The 14,853-nt window shown below is 72.9% G+C and carries 12 protein-coding genes; 10 read left to right on the top strand and 2 right to left on the bottom strand.

Annotated features, from left to right (window positions below; genetic code table 11):
• Positions 1 to 158: 158 nt before the first annotated feature.
• Positions 159 to 1,505, bottom strand: coding sequence for a helix-turn-helix domain-containing protein (locus ACGH2B_RS06465; RefSeq protein WP_399085422.1), 1,347 nt, complete (start codon positions 1,503 to 1,505; stop codon positions 159 to 161).
• Between the two features lie 269 nt (positions 1,506 to 1,774).
• On the opposite strand from ACGH2B_RS06465, the gene ACGH2B_RS06460 reads away from it, so the two are divergent.
• The 6 genes from ACGH2B_RS06460 to ACGH2B_RS06435 all read left to right on the top strand — a co-directional run bounded on the left by ACGH2B_RS06460 (position 1,775) and on the right by ACGH2B_RS06435 (position 7,975).
• On the top strand, positions 1,775 to 2,701 hold the full coding sequence (locus ACGH2B_RS06460; protein ID WP_399085419.1) for a proline dehydrogenase family protein: 927 nt from the start codon (positions 1,775 to 1,777) through the stop codon (positions 2,699 to 2,701).
• Positions 2,702 to 2,843: 142 nt separating this feature from the next.
• The gene (gene pruA, locus ACGH2B_RS06455) at positions 2,844 to 4,475 is read left to right on the top strand and encodes an L-glutamate gamma-semialdehyde dehydrogenase (RefSeq protein WP_399085416.1); all 1,632 of its coding nucleotides are present in this window, start codon (positions 2,844 to 2,846) and stop codon (positions 4,473 to 4,475) included.
• Positions 4,476 to 5,070: 595 nt separating this feature from the next.
• Positions 5,071 to 5,202 carry a hypothetical protein gene (locus ACGH2B_RS06450; protein WP_399085413.1) on the top strand — a complete coding sequence of 44 codons (132 nt, stop codon included), beginning with the start codon at positions 5,071 to 5,073 and terminating at the stop codon, positions 5,200 to 5,202.
• Positions 5,203 to 5,340: 138 nt separating this feature from the next.
• Positions 5,341 to 6,042 carry a TetR/AcrR family transcriptional regulator gene (locus ACGH2B_RS06445; protein ID WP_399085410.1) on the top strand — a complete coding sequence of 234 codons (702 nt, stop codon included), beginning with the start codon at positions 5,341 to 5,343 and terminating at the stop codon, positions 6,040 to 6,042.
• Between the two features lie 39 nt (positions 6,043 to 6,081).
• Positions 6,082 to 6,861 (top strand): SDR family NAD(P)-dependent oxidoreductase, encoded by a 780-nt coding sequence (locus ACGH2B_RS06440; protein ID WP_399085407.1) that lies wholly within the window; start codon positions 6,082 to 6,084, stop codon positions 6,859 to 6,861.
• A gap of 73 nt (positions 6,862 to 6,934) precedes the next feature.
• Complete coding sequence (locus ACGH2B_RS06435; protein ID WP_399085404.1) at positions 6,935 to 7,975, top strand: NAD(P)-dependent alcohol dehydrogenase; 1,041 nt, start codon at positions 6,935 to 6,937, stop codon at positions 7,973 to 7,975.
• Positions 7,976 to 7,982: 7 nt separating this feature from the next.
• On the opposite strand, the gene ACGH2B_RS06430 is transcribed toward ACGH2B_RS06435, so the two are convergent.
• Entirely contained in the window at positions 7,983 to 9,587 is a 1,605-nt protein-coding gene (locus tag ACGH2B_RS06430) for a purple acid phosphatase family protein (protein ID WP_399085401.1), read from the bottom strand.
• 129 nt (positions 9,588 to 9,716) lie between these two features.
• Between ACGH2B_RS06430 and ACGH2B_RS06425 the strand changes: the two genes are divergently transcribed.
• From ACGH2B_RS06425 to ACGH2B_RS06410, 4 genes are all read left to right on the top strand, one after another.
• Positions 9,717 to 10,757 (top strand): 3-isopropylmalate dehydrogenase, encoded by a 1,041-nt coding sequence (locus ACGH2B_RS06425; protein WP_399085398.1) that lies wholly within the window; start codon positions 9,717 to 9,719, stop codon positions 10,755 to 10,757.
• Between the two features lie 352 nt (positions 10,758 to 11,109).
• Positions 11,110 to 12,195, top strand: coding sequence for a branched-chain amino acid aminotransferase (locus tag ACGH2B_RS06420; protein WP_399085395.1), 1,086 nt, complete (start codon positions 11,110 to 11,112; stop codon positions 12,193 to 12,195).
• 213 nt (positions 12,196 to 12,408) lie between these two features.
• Positions 12,409 to 13,098, top strand: a complete 690-nt coding sequence (gene ureA / locus ACGH2B_RS06415; protein WP_399085392.1) for an urease subunit gamma — start codon at positions 12,409 to 12,411, stop codon at positions 13,096 to 13,098.
• Entirely contained in the window at positions 13,095 to 14,786 is a 1,692-nt protein-coding gene (locus tag ACGH2B_RS06410; protein WP_399085390.1) for an urease subunit alpha, read from the top strand. The genes ureA and ACGH2B_RS06410 overlap by 4 nt, the downstream gene beginning before the upstream one ends.
• Positions 14,787 to 14,853: the final 67 nt, after the last annotated feature.

Raw genomic sequence — 14,853 nt, 5'->3', positions numbered from 1 at the left:
CCCCGTACCGGTGACACAGGCACCGCGCCCCGTACCGATCACACAGGCACCGTTCCCGTCCGGGGAACTGCAGGCACCACGCCCGTACGGGGAACACAGGCACCGCACCAGGCGTGGCGCCACGGCAGGCATGGCGCCACGGACGCCCGCGCCGGCCCCTACAGCCGTGACGCCTTCAACGCCATGTGCAGCAGCAGGCGGTCCTCGCCGTCGTCGAGGTCGAGGCCGGTGAGCTTCTCCACCCGGCCCAGGCGGTAGTAGAGCGTCTGGCGGTGGATGCCGAGGACCTGGGCGGTGCGGCCCGCCTGCCCGGCGCAGTCGAGGAACGCCTCGGCGGTGCGGACCAGTTCGGTGTGGGCCGGATCCAGCAGCGGCCGCACGGCGGCGTCCGGGGTCTCCGTGGGCAACGCGGTGAGCAGCCGGTACGAACCCAGGGCTTCCCACTCGGCGACGGTGCCCAGCCGGGGCTCGGCGCGCGCCGCGCGGGCCGCGTCCAGCGCCTCGTGCCAGGCGCCCGGCAGCGCGGCCAACTCCGTGGTCCCGGCGGCGATCCCGGCCACCCCGGAGCCGATCCGCGCCTCCGGTTGCGACGGCGTCCGTGCCCCGCCGCGGCTCTGCTGGGACGGCGCGACGGCGCCCGCACGTGGCGAGCGCAGCAGATGTTCGGCGACGGTGTGCGCGGGCCCGAGCGCCCCCGTGGACCGCAGCCGCACCAGCGCGGCCAGCGCGGGCGCCGGCTGCCGGGGGCGCGGCGCGCCGGTGACCACGGGGATGCCACGGGGCGGGGTGGTGCCGTCCAGCGGCAGCGTCCCCGGGGTGCCGGCCCCCGGCCCCTCCGGGTACATCGCGCACGCGGCCAGCAGCCCGGGCAGGCTCGGCGGCGGCGCCGCGTCGGTGTCGGTGGTGTCCCAGGGCAGCACGGCCACCAGCGTCAGCGGTGCGCCCGGGGTGAAGCGCAGGGTGTCGCGGAGCGCGTCGCGCAGCAAAACCGCGCCGGCCGGGCGGTCCCCGGGGTGGGCCAGCAGCAGTTCGCGCAGCAGGTCGCCCAGTTCCGATCCGGCGCGCGCGTCCTCGGCGAGCAGCGCGCCGATCCGTGACGCGGTCTCCATGGCCTGCTCGATCCGCGGGTCCGGCGAGGTGTCCCGGCCGCCCAGCTCCAGATCGGTGAGGTGGCCGTCGTCGAGCAGCCAGACGTAGCCGTGCACGATGCCGCGGTGGCGTACGGGGAGACAGATCCGGCCTTTGAAAACGCCGGCCGCCGGGTCCGGGGGGATGCGCAGCGCGGATTTGGCGCGGGCGATCCCGAACGCCTCGAACCAGGCACGCACCGCGGCCGACGAACGCCGCTGGAGGATCGAGCGGGTGCGCACCGGATCCATCACGAGGTCGTCGTCGCCCTCGTGCGCACCGAACGCGATCAGTCCGAAATCCCGGTCCTCCAGGGTCGCGGGCGCCCCGAGCGCCGCTGAGATGTCGTCCACGAGCTGCTGGTAGTCGCCCCGCATCCGCCGGCCGTCCCCTTCCGTGTCACCTGCCGTACCGCCCCCCGTGGCCGCGCACGGTCATCATCGGCGGTCCGGTGGTACGGCAGTCTCTCTCGCCGTTGGTTCCATTCTCATACATCTGTCTGAGATCCCGGCCACGAAGGCGTGACAGCTGTCGATGGCTGAAAGGTAGCGAGATCCTTAAGTTTCAGGTGGCTCACCTTGCCGCAGCGCCCGCCCCCAAACGGCGCCCGCCCGGCATTTGTCATCCTGAATCGTGGAGGTGCCCCATGCTGGGTCCCGTGCTTCTCGCCGCCGCACGCAGCGACAGCATCCGCCGCATCGTCGCGGCCGCTCCGATCACCCGCCCGGTGGTCGACCGATTCGTCGCCGGTGAACGGCTCGACCAGTCGATGGCCGTCGTGCGGTCGCTGGCCGCACGGGGGATGGAGGTCACCCTCGACCACCTCGGCGAGGACATCACCGACCCCTCCGAGGCGCTCCGTAACCGCGACGCCTACCTCCGGCTCACCGAGGCGCTCTCCGAGCAGAACCTCGGCACCAAGGCCGAGATGTCGGTCAAGCTCTCGGCCTTCGGCCAGGCGCTGACCGGCGGCCACGAACTGGCCCTGAAGAACGTCCTCCCGGTGGTCGAGGCCGCCGCCGAGGCCGGTACGACGGTGACCCTCGACATGGAGGACCACACCACCGTCGACTCCACCCTCGCGATCCTCTCGGAGCTGCGCGAGCGCTTCCCGCAGACCGGCGCCGTCGTCCAGTCCTACCTCTTCCGTACCGAGGACGACTGCCACGCGCTGGCCGGCGAGGGCTCCCGGGTCCGGCTGGTCAAGGGCGCCTACAAGGAGCCCGCGACCGTCGCCTTCCAGGACAAGCGCGAGGTCGACAAGGCGTACGTGCGCTGTCTGAAGATCCTCATGGCGGGCGACGGGTACCCGATGATCGGCTCCCACGACCCGCGTATGGTCGCCATCGGCCAGGACCTCGCCCAGCGCAACGGCCGCAAGCCCGGCGACTACGAGTTCCAGATGCTCTACGGCATCCGCGAGGCCGAGCAGGAGCGCCTCGTCGCCGAGGGCCACCGGATGCGCGTCTACATCCCGTACGGCACCGACTGGTACGGCTACTTCATGCGACGCCTCGCCGAGCGCCCCGCCAACCTGGCTTTCTTCCTCCGGTCGCTCGCCACCCGCGGCTGACGGCCCCGGACGGGCCGGCGCGGGTGGATGCTGGAGGGTGGGGCAGGTGCCCCACCGCAGCGCCCGCGCCGCCCACCCGCAGCGGCCGCGCCGCTCGCACCACGTTTGAAACCGACGTCGAAACGAAGGAGACACGGCCGTCATGGACGCTGTGACCCACGTCCCCGCCCCGTACAACGAGCCGGTGCACGGCTACGCCCCCGGCTCCCCCGAGCGGGCGCGCCTGGAGGCCAAGCTCAAGGAGCTCGCCGGTAACCCCATCGAGCTGCCGATGACCATCAACGGCGTCAAGCGGATGGGCGGCGGCGAGCGCTTCGACGTCGTGCAGCCGCACAACCACAAGGCCGTCATCGGCACCTACGCGAACGCCACCAAGGCCGACGCGCAGGAGGCCGTCGACGCCGCCCTGGCCGCCGCCCCGGCGTGGCGCGCGATGTCCTTCGACGACCGCGCCGCGATCCTGCTGAAGGCCGCCGACCTGCTGTCCGGCCCGTGGCGCGAGACCATCGCCGCCTCGACGATGCTGGGCCAGTCCAAGACCGCCCAGCAGGCCGAGATCGACGCGCCCTGTGAGCTCGTCGACTTCTGGCGCTTCAACGTGCACTTCGCCCGGGAACTGCTCCAGGAGCAGCCCCCCATCCAGCCGAACGGCGTGTGGAACCGTCTGGACCACCGCCCGCTGGAGGGCTTCGTCTACGCGATCACGCCCTTCAACTTCACCGCCATCGCCGGCAACCTGCCGACCGCCCCGGCGCTCATGGGCAACGTCGTCGTGTGGAAGCCGTCCCCGACGCAGACCCACTCGGCGATCCTGCTGATGGAGCTGCTGGAGGAGGCGGGTCTGCCCAAGGGCGTCATCAACCTCGTCACCGGTGACGGCAAGGAGGTCTCCGAGGTCGCGCTGGTGCACCCGGAGCTGGCCGGCGTCCACTTCACCGGCTCGACCGCCACCTTCCAGTACCTGTGGAAGGCCGTCGGCGAGAACATCACGAACTACCGCTCCTACCCGCGTCTGGTCGGCGAGACCGGCGGCAAGGACTTCATCGTCGCCCACCCGACCGCCGACCCGGCGATCCTCAAGACCGCCATCACCCGTGGCGCCTTCGAGTACCAGGGCCAGAAGTGCTCCGCGGCCTCCCGTGCCTACGTCGCCCGCTCCACCTGGGAGGGCGGTCTGAAGGACGCGCTGGTCGCCGAGGTCGACGGCCTCAGCATGGGTGACGTCACCGACCTGTCGAACTTCATCGGCGCCGTCATCGACGACCGTTCGTTCGCCAAGAACAAGGCCGCCATCGACCGCGCCAAGGCCGACCCGACCTGCGAGATCGTCGCCGGTGGCACCTACGACGACTCGGTCGGCTACTTCGTCCGTCCGACCGTCATCGCCTGCTCGGACCCGGAGAACGAGGTCTTCAAGACCGAGTACTTCGGCCCGATCATCGCCGTCCACGTCTACGAGGACGCCGACTTCGACAAGACGGTCGAGCAGATGGAGTCCGCGTCGGCCTACGCGCTGACCGGCGCCGTCCTCGCCAAGGACCGGGAGGTCGTCGCCGAGGTCTCCGAGAAGCTCCGCTTCGCGGCCGGCAACTTCTACATCAACGACCGCCCGACCGGCTCCATCGTCGGTCAGCAGCCCTTCGGCGGCGGCCGTGCCTCCGGCACCAACGACAAGGCCGGCTCGAAGTTCAACCTGCTGCGCTGGATGTCCCCGCGCGCCATCAAGGAGACGATGGTCGCCCCGACGGACTACCGCTACCCGCACATGGGCTGAACCCCCGAACACCGGGTGGTGCTCCGCACACCCCGGTGGTCACCGGCCTGCGACCTCCCCCCAGTGCGCCGGTGACCCGCGGTTTCCTGCCGCACGAAGCGCCCTCGGCCCGACCGGCCGGGGGCGCTTCGCGTGGGTCGGAGGCGGTCAGGAGACCCGCGGCGGACCGGTGACCCCGCCGCCGAGCACGAAACCCTTGGCACAAGCGACGCCACGACCGTAGGGCGGCGGCCGTGAGGGGCAGGCCGGAACGGACCACGTTCACCGGGCCGTGTGAACCGGTGGCCCGACCTCTGACGAGCCTGCGGGGCGGCGGGGGCGCCGGCGGAAGCATCCGGGCCGGCCTCCGCGCCCCCGCCGTCTCAGATAGTAGGAAGACCAAGTAATTGTGCAGACATCACGGCACCGCTCGCCTAGCGTTGTAGGAGCCGAACGAATCGCTCCCATCGGGCGATGGCGGATGCGGCCCGTGCGTGAGGGCAGGTGACCCCTGCCGTGCCGGGCTCCCGCCCTTCCGGCCTTCCGATCGACGTGACCCTTTCCGCCCGGGCGTTCCGGGCCGTTTCTCGGGGCTTAGGCATTGGAGACGTGAATCATGGCCGAGACCGCTGTCCGCAGGACCCGTCACTCCGCCCGCCGTACCGATGAGGCCGACCGTAAGAACGCGGCGGCCGCCCTCCAGCGCGCCCTCGACCGCCGCGACAACGGCGGCGTGACCGGGCACTGAGCCCCCGCGGCGGGGTGCGGCCGCTCCGGCCGCACCCCGCCGCGCGTCCGCGTGGCCCTGTACCCGGCCACGTCCCGCCGTTTCCTGTCCCGTCGGGACAAATGTCCCGACGGGACATCTCGGGTGTACGGTGGTGATATGAGCGCGGAGGAGAGCGGGAGCGGGGCCCGGGACGACCGGCGGGTGCGCAGGTCGCGCCGGACCCGGGAGGCGCTGGCGCAGGCCGCCCTGGAGCTGGTGCTCGACCGCGGGCTGCGGGAGGTCGGTGTCGAGGACATCGCCGAGCGCGCCGACGTCGCCCGGCGGACCTTCAGCCGCTACTTCACCGGCAAGGAAGAGGCCGTCGCCGACTGCATCCGCGCCGACGCCGACCGCATCAACGACGCCCTGCGCGCCCGGCCCGCGGCCGAACCGCCGCTCGCCGCCTACCGCGCCGCCGTCCGGCACTGGGTCACCGACCCCGCGCACCCCGCCTGGCACCGCCGGCCGCACGTCTTCGCCCTGCTCACCCTCGCCGAGCGGGAGCCGACGCTCTACGCCGCGCTCCAGCACGCCCGGGTCGCCGCACAGGACGACTCGGTGGCGATCCTGGCCGCGCGGATGGGCTGCGACCCGGCCACCGATCTGCGGCCCGCGGTACTCGTCGGCGCCGGGGCGGGGGCCCTGGTCGCCGCCCAGCACGCCTGGGTCCGCGGCGGCGAACTCGCCGCCCTGCCCGCACTCGTCGAGCGCGCCTTCGCCGCCCTGGCCGACGCGCTCGCCCCCGCCGCTCCGGCGGCACACCCCGGGGAGCCCGACCGGCTCCCGCACCACCACGAAGGACCCGGCCGGGAGCCCTGAGAACCAGGGCCCGGCACGGTCCACCAAGGATCTGAGCACATGCAGCAGCACAGCGCCCCCGCCGTCGTCGCCGACGAGTTCGCCGGGAAGGCGGCGCTGATCACCGGCGGTGCCTCCGGCATCGGTCTGGCCGTCGCCCGCCGCCTGGTCCGCGGCGGCGCCGCCGTCGTCCTCGCCGACTTCGACGCGGCGAAGGCCCGCGCCGCCGCCGGGCAACTGACCGCGGACGGTGCCCGCGCCGCGGCCGTCGCCGTCGACGTCACCGACGCGGACTCCGTCGCCGCGGCCGTCGGCTTCACCGTCGAGACGTACGGCAGCCTCGACCTGGCGGTCAACAACGCGGGGATCAGCGGGCCGACGGCGCCCACCGGCGCGTACGACGTCGACGCGTACCACAAGGTCATCGACACCAACCTCAACGGCGTCTTCCACTCACTCCGGCACGAGCTGCCGGTGATGGCCGCCGCGGGGCGCGGCGCGATCGTCAACATGGCCTCGATCCTGGGGACCAACGGCTTCGCCGGATCGCCCGCGTACGTCGCCGCCAAGCACGGCGTCGTCGGTCTCACCAAGACCGCCGCCCTCGAATACGCCGACCGCGGCATCCGGATCAACGCCGCGGGGCCCGGCTTCATCGACACCCCGCTGCTGGCCCACACCGACCCCGAGGGCCGTGCGCACCTGATCTCGCTGCACCCCGCGGGGCGGCTGGGCACCGCCGAGGAGGTCGCCGAGCTGACCGCCTTCCTGCTGTCCGACCGCGCGTCGTTCATCAACGGCAGCTACCACCTCGTGGACGGTGGGTACTCCGCGCGCTGACCGCGGCGCCGGCTCGGGGAGCCGGGGGACGTCGGGGGGCACCTTTCGGGACACAGCGAGAGAAGAGCGTGGGATGAAGGCCGTTCAATACCGTGAAGTCGGCGGAGCGCCGCAGGTCGTCACCGTCCCCGACCCCGAGCCGGGACCGGGACAGGTGCTGCTGGAGGTGACCGCCGCCGGGGTGTGCCACTCCGACATCGCCGTGATGGGGATGCCCGCCGAGGCGCTGCGCTTCCCGCTGCCGCTCACCCTCGGGCACGAGGGCGTCGGCACCGTCGCCGCGCTGGGCGCGGGCGTCACCGGACTCACCGTCGGCGAGCCGGTCGCGGTCTACGGACCGTGGGGCTGCGGCACCTGCGCGGCGTGCGCCGAGGGCCGGGAGAACTACTGCCACCGCGCCGCCGGACTGGGCATCTTCCCGCCCGGACTGGGCGCGCCCGGCGCCATGGCGGAGTACATGGTGGTCGACGACCCGCGCCATCTGGTGCCGCTCGGCGGGCTCGACCCGGTCGCCGCGGTGCCGCTGACCGACGCCGGACTGACGCCGTACCACGCCGTCAAGCGGTCGCTGGCGAAGCTGGTGCCGGGCTCGACCGCGGTGGTCATCGGCGCCGGAGGGCTCGGGCACGTCGCGATCCAACTGCTGCGGGCGATGACCGCCGCGCACGTCATCGCGCTGGACGTCGCCGAGGAGAAGCTGGCGCTCGCCCGCGAGGTCGGCGCGCACGAGACGGTGCGCTCCGACGACCGCGCGGCCGCCGCGGTCCGCGAGCGGACCGGCGGGCTCGGCGCCCAGTTGGTGCTGGACTTCGTGGGGGTGCCGCCGACCGCCGCCGCTGCCGGGGCGATGGCCGCGCCGGAGGCGGACGTCACGATCGTGGGGCTGGGCGGCGGCGCGCTGCCGGTCGGCTTCGGCACCACCGCGTACGAGGTGTCGGTCTGCTCGCCGTACTGGGGCAGCCGCGCGGAGCTGGCGGAGGTGCTGGCGCTGGCCCGCGCCGGTGCGGTCACGGTGCACACCGAGACGTACGGCATCGACGAGGCGCCGCTCGTCTACGAGCGGCTGCACCAGGGGAGGATCAACGGCCGGGCGGTGATCCTCCCCCGGGGCTGAGCCGGGGTCAGCGCACCACCTCGAAGTGGTCGATGCGCTCACCGGACTCGGCGAGCGCGGTGACCTTCATCGTGGGCCGGTGGCCGGGGACGACCTCGACGGCGAGGAACGAGAAGCCGGTGTAGCGCACCCGCGACCACTCCGCGGCTTCCTTCGCCTTTGTGCGGTCCTTCGTCCAGTGGTAGGTGTCCACGTGGTCGAGGTCCTTGGTGTGTCCCTCGTAGCTGTCCGGGACGGGGAAGTCGTAGAGCGCCCTGCCCGCGCCGCCGGCGGTGACGTAGACGATGCCCTCGTGGCGCGGGTCCACCCGCTCGCCCGGGGGCATCTTCTTCGTCACCCGGCCGCCCTTGAGGGCGTCGGTGCGCTCGTATACGTGGTTGTGGCCGTTGACGACGAGGTCGACGCGGTGCTTCTCGAAGAGCGGCAGCCAGGCGTCGCGGACACCGCCGTCGGAGGCGTGGGCGTTGGTGGTGGAGTACGCGCAGTGGTGGAAGAAGACCACGACGAAGTCGATGCCGGGGGTGGCGCGCAGCTCGCCGAGGCGCCGGTCGAGCCAGCGGGTCTGGCGGCCGCCGGTGTAGCCCTGGTTGGCCGGGATCTCGTACGAGACGTCGTTGGCGTCGAGGGCGACGACGGCGGTGTTGCCGTAGGTGAAGGAGTAGACGCCGGGCGCCTGTTCGGGGTCGGGGCCGTTGCCCGGCAGGGTCCAGCGGGCGTTCTGGCCGCCGTAGCCGTTGGGGGAGTACCACGCCTCCATGTCGTGGTTGCCGGTCGTCACCATCCACGGCACGGACTTCGCCACCGACTCGGTCTGGGCGAGGAACTGATCCCACACCCGCGCGTCGTAGGTGTCGTGCTCGGAGCCCTGGCCGTCCGGGTCGGCGTAGCAGATGTCGCCGGCGTGCAGGTGGAAGGCGGGGTTCTGGCCCAGGATGAGCTGGTCGTTGGCGAGCGCGTGGTAGCTGACGCCCTGGTCGCCGAAGGCGGTGAAGACGAACCGCTCGGCGCGCGCCGGGGCGGTGCGGAAGGTGCCGACGGTCGAGAAGTGGCGCGCGTCGGCCGGGTCGAAGCCGTCGTGGCCGACGCCGTAGTAGTACGTGGTGCCCGGGCGCAGCCCGTCCAGCGCCGCGTGCAGGTAGAACTGGTCGACGGCGGGCAGCTTCGCCGACAGCGACGGGGTGTGCAGGTCGCGGACCTCCGCCTGGATCTTGCGGCCCAGGTCCCAGGGCTTGAGCCCGACGCGCAGGTACGGCCGCCGCACCGCGAACGGCACCTGCCAGGAGACCCGCATCTGCGTCGCCGGATCGGCGCCGAACGCCAGGTGGCGGGCGAACGGGGCGACCAGCGCACCGTCCACCGGCGAGGCGGCGCGCGAGGTGAGCAGCGTGGGGGAGGCGGTGGGCGCGGCGTGCGCCGAGCCGGTGAGCAGTCCGCCGCCGGCGACGGCGGCGGTGGTCACCGCGGAGGAGCGCAGCAGACCGCGGCGGGTGAGCTTGCTCCGCAGGTACGCGTGCTGCTCGGGCATGTTCATCCGGGCCGCGAGCCGTTCCGGAATTCCCACGCGCGGCAGGTGCGAGGGCTGGGGGGCGCTTTCCCGGGAGTCTCCAGTCATGGGGCCGAATGTCCCAGCGCGACCCGTCCGCGGCGGGTCGCGGAGGTGAACGGCGGCTGACCGGCTCCCCATCTGTCCGTATGGCGGACGGTGCGTGTCAACGGATGGGACGAAGAGTAGGGTCCAGGCATGTCTCGCAGCATTCGCCTCGCAGTGATCCCCGGTGACGGTATCGGCCAGGAGGTCGTGGCCCAGGGCCTCAAGGTCCTGACCGCCGTCCTCCCGCAGGACGTCAAGCTGGAAACCAAGGAGTACGACCTTGGTGCCAAGCGCTGGCACGCGACCGGTGACACCCTCCCCGACGAGGAGCTGGCGGCGCTCAAGGAGCACGACGCGATCCTCCTGGGCGCGATCGGCGACCCGTCCGTCCCCTCCGGTGTGCTGGAGCGCGGACTGCTGCTCAAGCTCCGCTTCGCCTTCGACCACTTCGTGAACCTGCGGCCGTCGAAGCTCTTCCCGAACACCGCGACGCCGCTCGCCGGACGCCCCGAGATCGACTTCGTCGTGGTCCGCGAGGGCACCGAGGGCCCGTACACCGGCAACGGCGGCAGCCTGCGCACCGGCACCCCGGCCGAGGTCGCCACCGAGGTCAGCGTCAACACCGCGTACGGCGTGGAGCGGGTCGTCCGTGACGCGTTCGAGCGGGCGAACGCCCGGCCGCGCAAGAAGCTGACGCTGGTCCACAAGAACAACGTCCTGGTCTACGCCGGCCACATGTGGAAGAAGATCTTCGACAAGGTCGCCGCGGAGTACCCCGAGGTCACCACCGACTATCTGCACGTCGACGCCGCGACGATCTTCTTCGTCACGCAGCCCGAGCGGTTCGACGTCATCGTCACCGACAACCTCTTCGGCGACATCCTCACCGACCTCGCCGCGGCCGTCACCGGCGGCATCGGCCTCGCCGCCTCCGGGAACATCAACCCGACCGGTGAGTTCCCCTCGATGTTCGAGCCGGTCCACGGCTCCGCGCCGGACATCGCCGGCACCGGCAAGGCCGACCCGACCGCCACGATCCTCTCGGTCGCCCTGCTCCTGCGCCACCTCGGCCACGACGCCGAGGCCGTCCGGATCGAGGAGGCGGTGGCCGCCGACCTGGAGGCCCGCGACGGCACGGCCCGCACCACCGACGAGATCGGTGACGCGCTCGCCGCACGCGTAGCGGGCTGACGCCCGCGCCGTATCGCCACACCACGGAGCGCCGGGCCGCGAGGGCCCGGCGCTTTCGTCTCTGATTTCCCGTGTACGTACCACCGGTTCGCCGGCCTCCAGGCCGGCGGGCCGGTCCGCACCGGCGCGTGCCGCCCACCGGACCCGCGCACGCCCGTTCCGCGCTCGGACACCCACGAGCGATAATCGGACATGGACCGCCGGCCGCGACGACGAGGCGCCCCTGGCGACAGGGACCACCCCGCGCCCGGGTCGCGCGGCCGTACCAACCGCACCGGTGCCGCACCCCGAGCACTCCCGGCCCCGCCCGCCGGGCCGCCCGGCTCCGGAAAACGCAGCGAAGGACACATTCATGACGACGCCCACGATCGAACTCAAGCCCTCCGCGAACCCGCTGTCCGACGCCGAGCGGGAGCGGATCCTTTCGGCCCCGGGCTTCGGCCGGCACTTCACCGATCACATGGTGACGATCCGGTGGACGGAGGGCCGCGGCTGGCACGACGCCCAGCTCGTGCCGTACGCGCCGCTCTCCATGGACCCGGCGAACATGACCCTGCACTACGCGCAGACGATCTTCGAGGGGCTGAAGGCGTACCGCCGCCCCGACGGCAGCGTGGCCACTTTCCGGCCGGACGCCAACGCCCGCCGCTTCCAGGACTCCGCGCGCCGTCTGGGGATGCCCGAGCTGCCGGTCGAGACGTTCATCGCCGCCTGTGACGCGCTGGTCGCCCAGGACAAGGCGTGGGTGCCCGCCTCCGGTGAGGAGTCGCTCTACCTGCGGCCGTTCATGATCGCGACCGAGGTCGGGCTGGGCGTCCGGCCCGCCAACGAGTACATGTTCCTCATCATCGCCTCCCCGGCGGGCGCCTACTTCCCCGGTGGCGTGAAGCCGGTGTCGGTGTGGCTGTCGAAGGAGTACGTCCGCGCGGTGCCCGGCGGCACCGGCGCCGCCAAGACCGGCGGCAACTACGCCGCCTCGCTGGTCGCCCAGGCCCAGGCCGCCGAGCAGGGCTGTGACCAGGTCGTCTGGCTGGACGCGATCGAGCGCCGCTGGATCGAGGAGATGGGGGGCATGAACCTCTACTTCGTCTTCGGCGACCGCATCGTCACCCCGGAGCTGACCGGCTCGCTGCTGCCCGGCATCACCCGCGCCTCGCTGCTGACCATCGCCGCCGACCTGGGGTACGAGGTCGCCGAGGGACGGATCAGCGTGGAGGACTGGAAGGCGGGCGCCGCCGACGGTTCGCTCACCGAGGTCTTCGCCTGCGGCACCGCCGCCGTGATCACCCCGGTCGGTTCGGTGAAGTCCGCCGACGGCGCCTGGGACGTCGCCGACGGGCAGCCCGGTGAGGTGACCATGAAGCTCCGCAAGGCGCTGCTGGACATCCAGACCGGCGCCGCCCCCGACCCGCACGGCTGGATGCACCCCCTCGGCTGACCTCCGCCGCCCGCGTACGCGAACGGGCCGCCACCCCGCACGGGTGGCGGCCCGTTCCGTGTTTTCCGCGCACCTTCCGCAAGGGGGCATTAGAACGCTGATCAATCAGGCGGCCCCCATTTCCCGGGTGACCACTGCCTCATGCGGGCGCCCCTTCCGTATCGCCTCCACCTGGAGTTAGAGTGCTGCTCAAATCGAGCTGGAGGTGTGAGGATGCGGCTGACCCCGACGGAACGCGACCGGCTGCTGCTGTTCGGCGCCGCCGAGCTGGCGCGGGCACGCCGGGCCCGCGGGGTGCGGCTGAACGTCCCCGAGGCGACCGCGCTGATCGCGGACGCGGTCTGCGAGGCGGCCCGCGACGGCCGCCGCCTCGCCGAGGCCATCGAGTCGGCGCGCTCCGTCCTCGGGCCGGACGACGTCCTGCCGGGCGTCGCCGATGTCGTCACCGAGGTGCACGTCGAGGCGGTCTTCGACGACGGGTCCCGGCTCGCCGTGGTCAGCGACCCGATCCGCGGCGCGGTGCCCGACCCGCACGGGCCCGGCGCCGTCCTGCCCGGCCCGGCGGACCCGGAGCCCGTACCGGCGCTGCGGCTCACCGTCCGCAACACCGCCGCGGTGCCGGTCAGCGTCACCTCGCACTTCCACTTCTTCGAGGCCAACCCCCGGCTGGACTTCGACCGCGCCGCCGCCTACGGCATGCGGCTCTGCGTCCCGGCCGGATCGTCGGTGCGGTTCGACCCCGGCGGCGCCGCCGAGGTCGGGCTGGTGCCGATCGGCGGCGACCGCGTCGCGATCGGCTTCGCCGGACTCGTCGACGGGCCGCTGGACGCGCCGGGGGCGAAGGACGAAGCGCTGCGGCGGGCGCGGGCCTGCGGCTACCTGGGAGCGGAAGGACAGCGATGACCGCCATGGACCCCCACGAGTACGCGTCGGTGCACGGCCCGCGCGCCGGCGACCGCGTCGTCCTCGGCGACACCGGGCTCGTCGTCCGCGTCACCTCCGACGCCCAGAAGCCCGGCGACGAATTCCTCGCCGGCTTCGGCAAGACCGCCCGCGACGGACTCCACCTCAAGGCCGCCGCCGTCCGCGACACCTGCGACATCGTGATCAGCAACGTCCTGGTCATCGACGCCGTCCAGGGCGTCCGCAAGGTGTCCATCGGCATCCGCGAGGGGCGGATCGCCGCCGTCGGACGGGCCGGGAACCCGGACACCCTCGACGGGGTGGACGTCGTCGTCGGCACCGGCACCACCATCGTCTCCGGCGAGGGGCTGATCGCCACCGCCGGTGCCGTCGACACCCACGTCCACCTGCTCTCGCCGCGGGTGATGGAAGCCTCCCTCGCCTCCGGCGTCACCACCATCATCGGCCAGGAGTTCGGGCCGGTCTGGGGCGTCGGCGTCAACTCGCCGTGGGCGCTGGGCCGGGCGTTCGGCGCGTTCGACGCCTGGCCGGTCAACATCGGCTTCCTGGGCCGCGGTTCGTCCTCCGGCGCGGCACCGCTGGTCGAGGCGCTGGCCGAGGGCGGCGCCTGCGGGTTCAAGGTCCACGAGGACATGGGCGCCCACACCCGCGCCCTGGACACCGCGCTGCGCGTCGCCGAGGAACACGACGTGCAGGTGGCGCTGCACAGCGACGGGCTGAACGAATGCCTCTCCGTCGAGGACACCCTCGCCGTCCTGGAGGGCCGCACCATCCACGCCTTCCACATCGAGGGCTGCGGCGGCGGGCACGTCCCCAACGTCCTGAAGATGGCGGGCGTCCCGAACGTCATCGGCTCCTCCACCAACCCCACCCTCCCGTTCGGGCGGGACGCCGTCGCCGAGCACTACGGCATGATCGTCTCGGTCCACGACCTCAAGACCGACCTGCCCGGCGACGCCGCCATGGCCCGCGACCGCATCCGCGCCGGGACGATGGGCGCCGAGGACGTCCTCCACGACCTCGGCGCGATCGGCATCACCTCCTCCGACGCGCAGGGCATGGGCCGCGCCGGGGAGACCGTCCGCCGCACCTTCGCGATGGCCGGGAAGATGAAGGCGGAACTGGGCCCCCTCGACGGCGACGGACCGCACGACGACAACGCCCGCGTCCTGCGCTACCTCGCCAAACTGACCCTCAACCCCGCCATCGCCCACGGTCTGGCGCACGAGATCGGGTCGATCGAGACCGGCAAGATGGCGGACATCGTGCTCTGGCAGCCGCGGTTCTTCGGCGCCAAACCGCAGCTCGTCCTGAAGTCCGGCTTCCCCGCGTACGGCGTCACCGGCGACCCGAACGCCGCCACCGACACCTGCGAACCGCTCGTCCTGGGCCCGCAGTTCGGCGCGCACGGCGCCGCGCCCGCGGAGCTGTCCGTCGCCTTCGTCTCCGCCGCCGCGGCCGAGGCGGGCGGCGACCATCTGCCCACCCGCCGCCGCCGGGTCGCCGTCCGCGGCACCCGCGGCATCGGCCCCGCCGACCTCGTCCGCAACTCCCGGATCGGCCAGGTGCAGGTCGACGCCGGCTCCGGCCTCGTCACCCTCGACGGCGAGGCGATGCGCTCCGACCCGGCCGAGTCCGTCTCCCTGTCCCGCCTGTACTTCCTGTGAGCCGCCGGGGCGGACGCCGCGCCCCGGCGCCCGCCCGTGAGGCACCGCCCGCCCCCGAACACCGAGG

Source organism: Streptomyces sp. BBFR2 (genome assembly GCF_044497305.1).
In the GTDB taxonomy this organism is placed as follows: Bacteria; Actinomycetota; Actinomycetes; order Streptomycetales; family Streptomycetaceae; genus Streptomyces.
Note: the sequence above shows the minus strand (reverse complement) of the source record. Positions and strands in the feature narration are given on the sequence as shown.

Coding starts and splice junctions, on each gene's coding strand:
- ACGH2B_RS06465 (WP_399085422.1), bottom strand. CDS start 1,505: ATGCGGGGCGACTACCAGCAGCTCGTGGACGACATCTCAGCGGCGCTC.
- ACGH2B_RS06460 (WP_399085419.1), top strand. CDS start 1,775: ATGCTGGGTCCCGTGCTTCTCGCCGCCGCACGCAGCGACAGCATCCGC.
- pruA (WP_399085416.1), top strand. CDS start 2,844: ATGGACGCTGTGACCCACGTCCCCGCCCCGTACAACGAGCCGGTGCAC.
- ACGH2B_RS06450 (WP_399085413.1), top strand. CDS start 5,071: ATGGCCGAGACCGCTGTCCGCAGGACCCGTCACTCCGCCCGCCGTACC.
- ACGH2B_RS06445 (WP_399085410.1), top strand. CDS start 5,341: ATGAGCGCGGAGGAGAGCGGGAGCGGGGCCCGGGACGACCGGCGGGTG.
- ACGH2B_RS06440 (WP_399085407.1), top strand. CDS start 6,082: ATGCAGCAGCACAGCGCCCCCGCCGTCGTCGCCGACGAGTTCGCCGGG.
- ACGH2B_RS06435 (WP_399085404.1), top strand. CDS start 6,935: ATGAAGGCCGTTCAATACCGTGAAGTCGGCGGAGCGCCGCAGGTCGTC.
- ACGH2B_RS06430 (WP_399085401.1), bottom strand. CDS start 9,587: ATGACTGGAGACTCCCGGGAAAGCGCCCCCCAGCCCTCGCACCTGCCG.
- ACGH2B_RS06425 (WP_399085398.1), top strand. CDS start 9,717: ATGTCTCGCAGCATTCGCCTCGCAGTGATCCCCGGTGACGGTATCGGC.
- ACGH2B_RS06420 (WP_399085395.1), top strand. CDS start 11,110: ATGACGACGCCCACGATCGAACTCAAGCCCTCCGCGAACCCGCTGTCC.
- ureA (WP_399085392.1), top strand. CDS start 12,409: ATGCGGCTGACCCCGACGGAACGCGACCGGCTGCTGCTGTTCGGCGCC.
- ACGH2B_RS06410 (WP_399085390.1), top strand. CDS start 13,095: ATGACCGCCATGGACCCCCACGAGTACGCGTCGGTGCACGGCCCGCGC.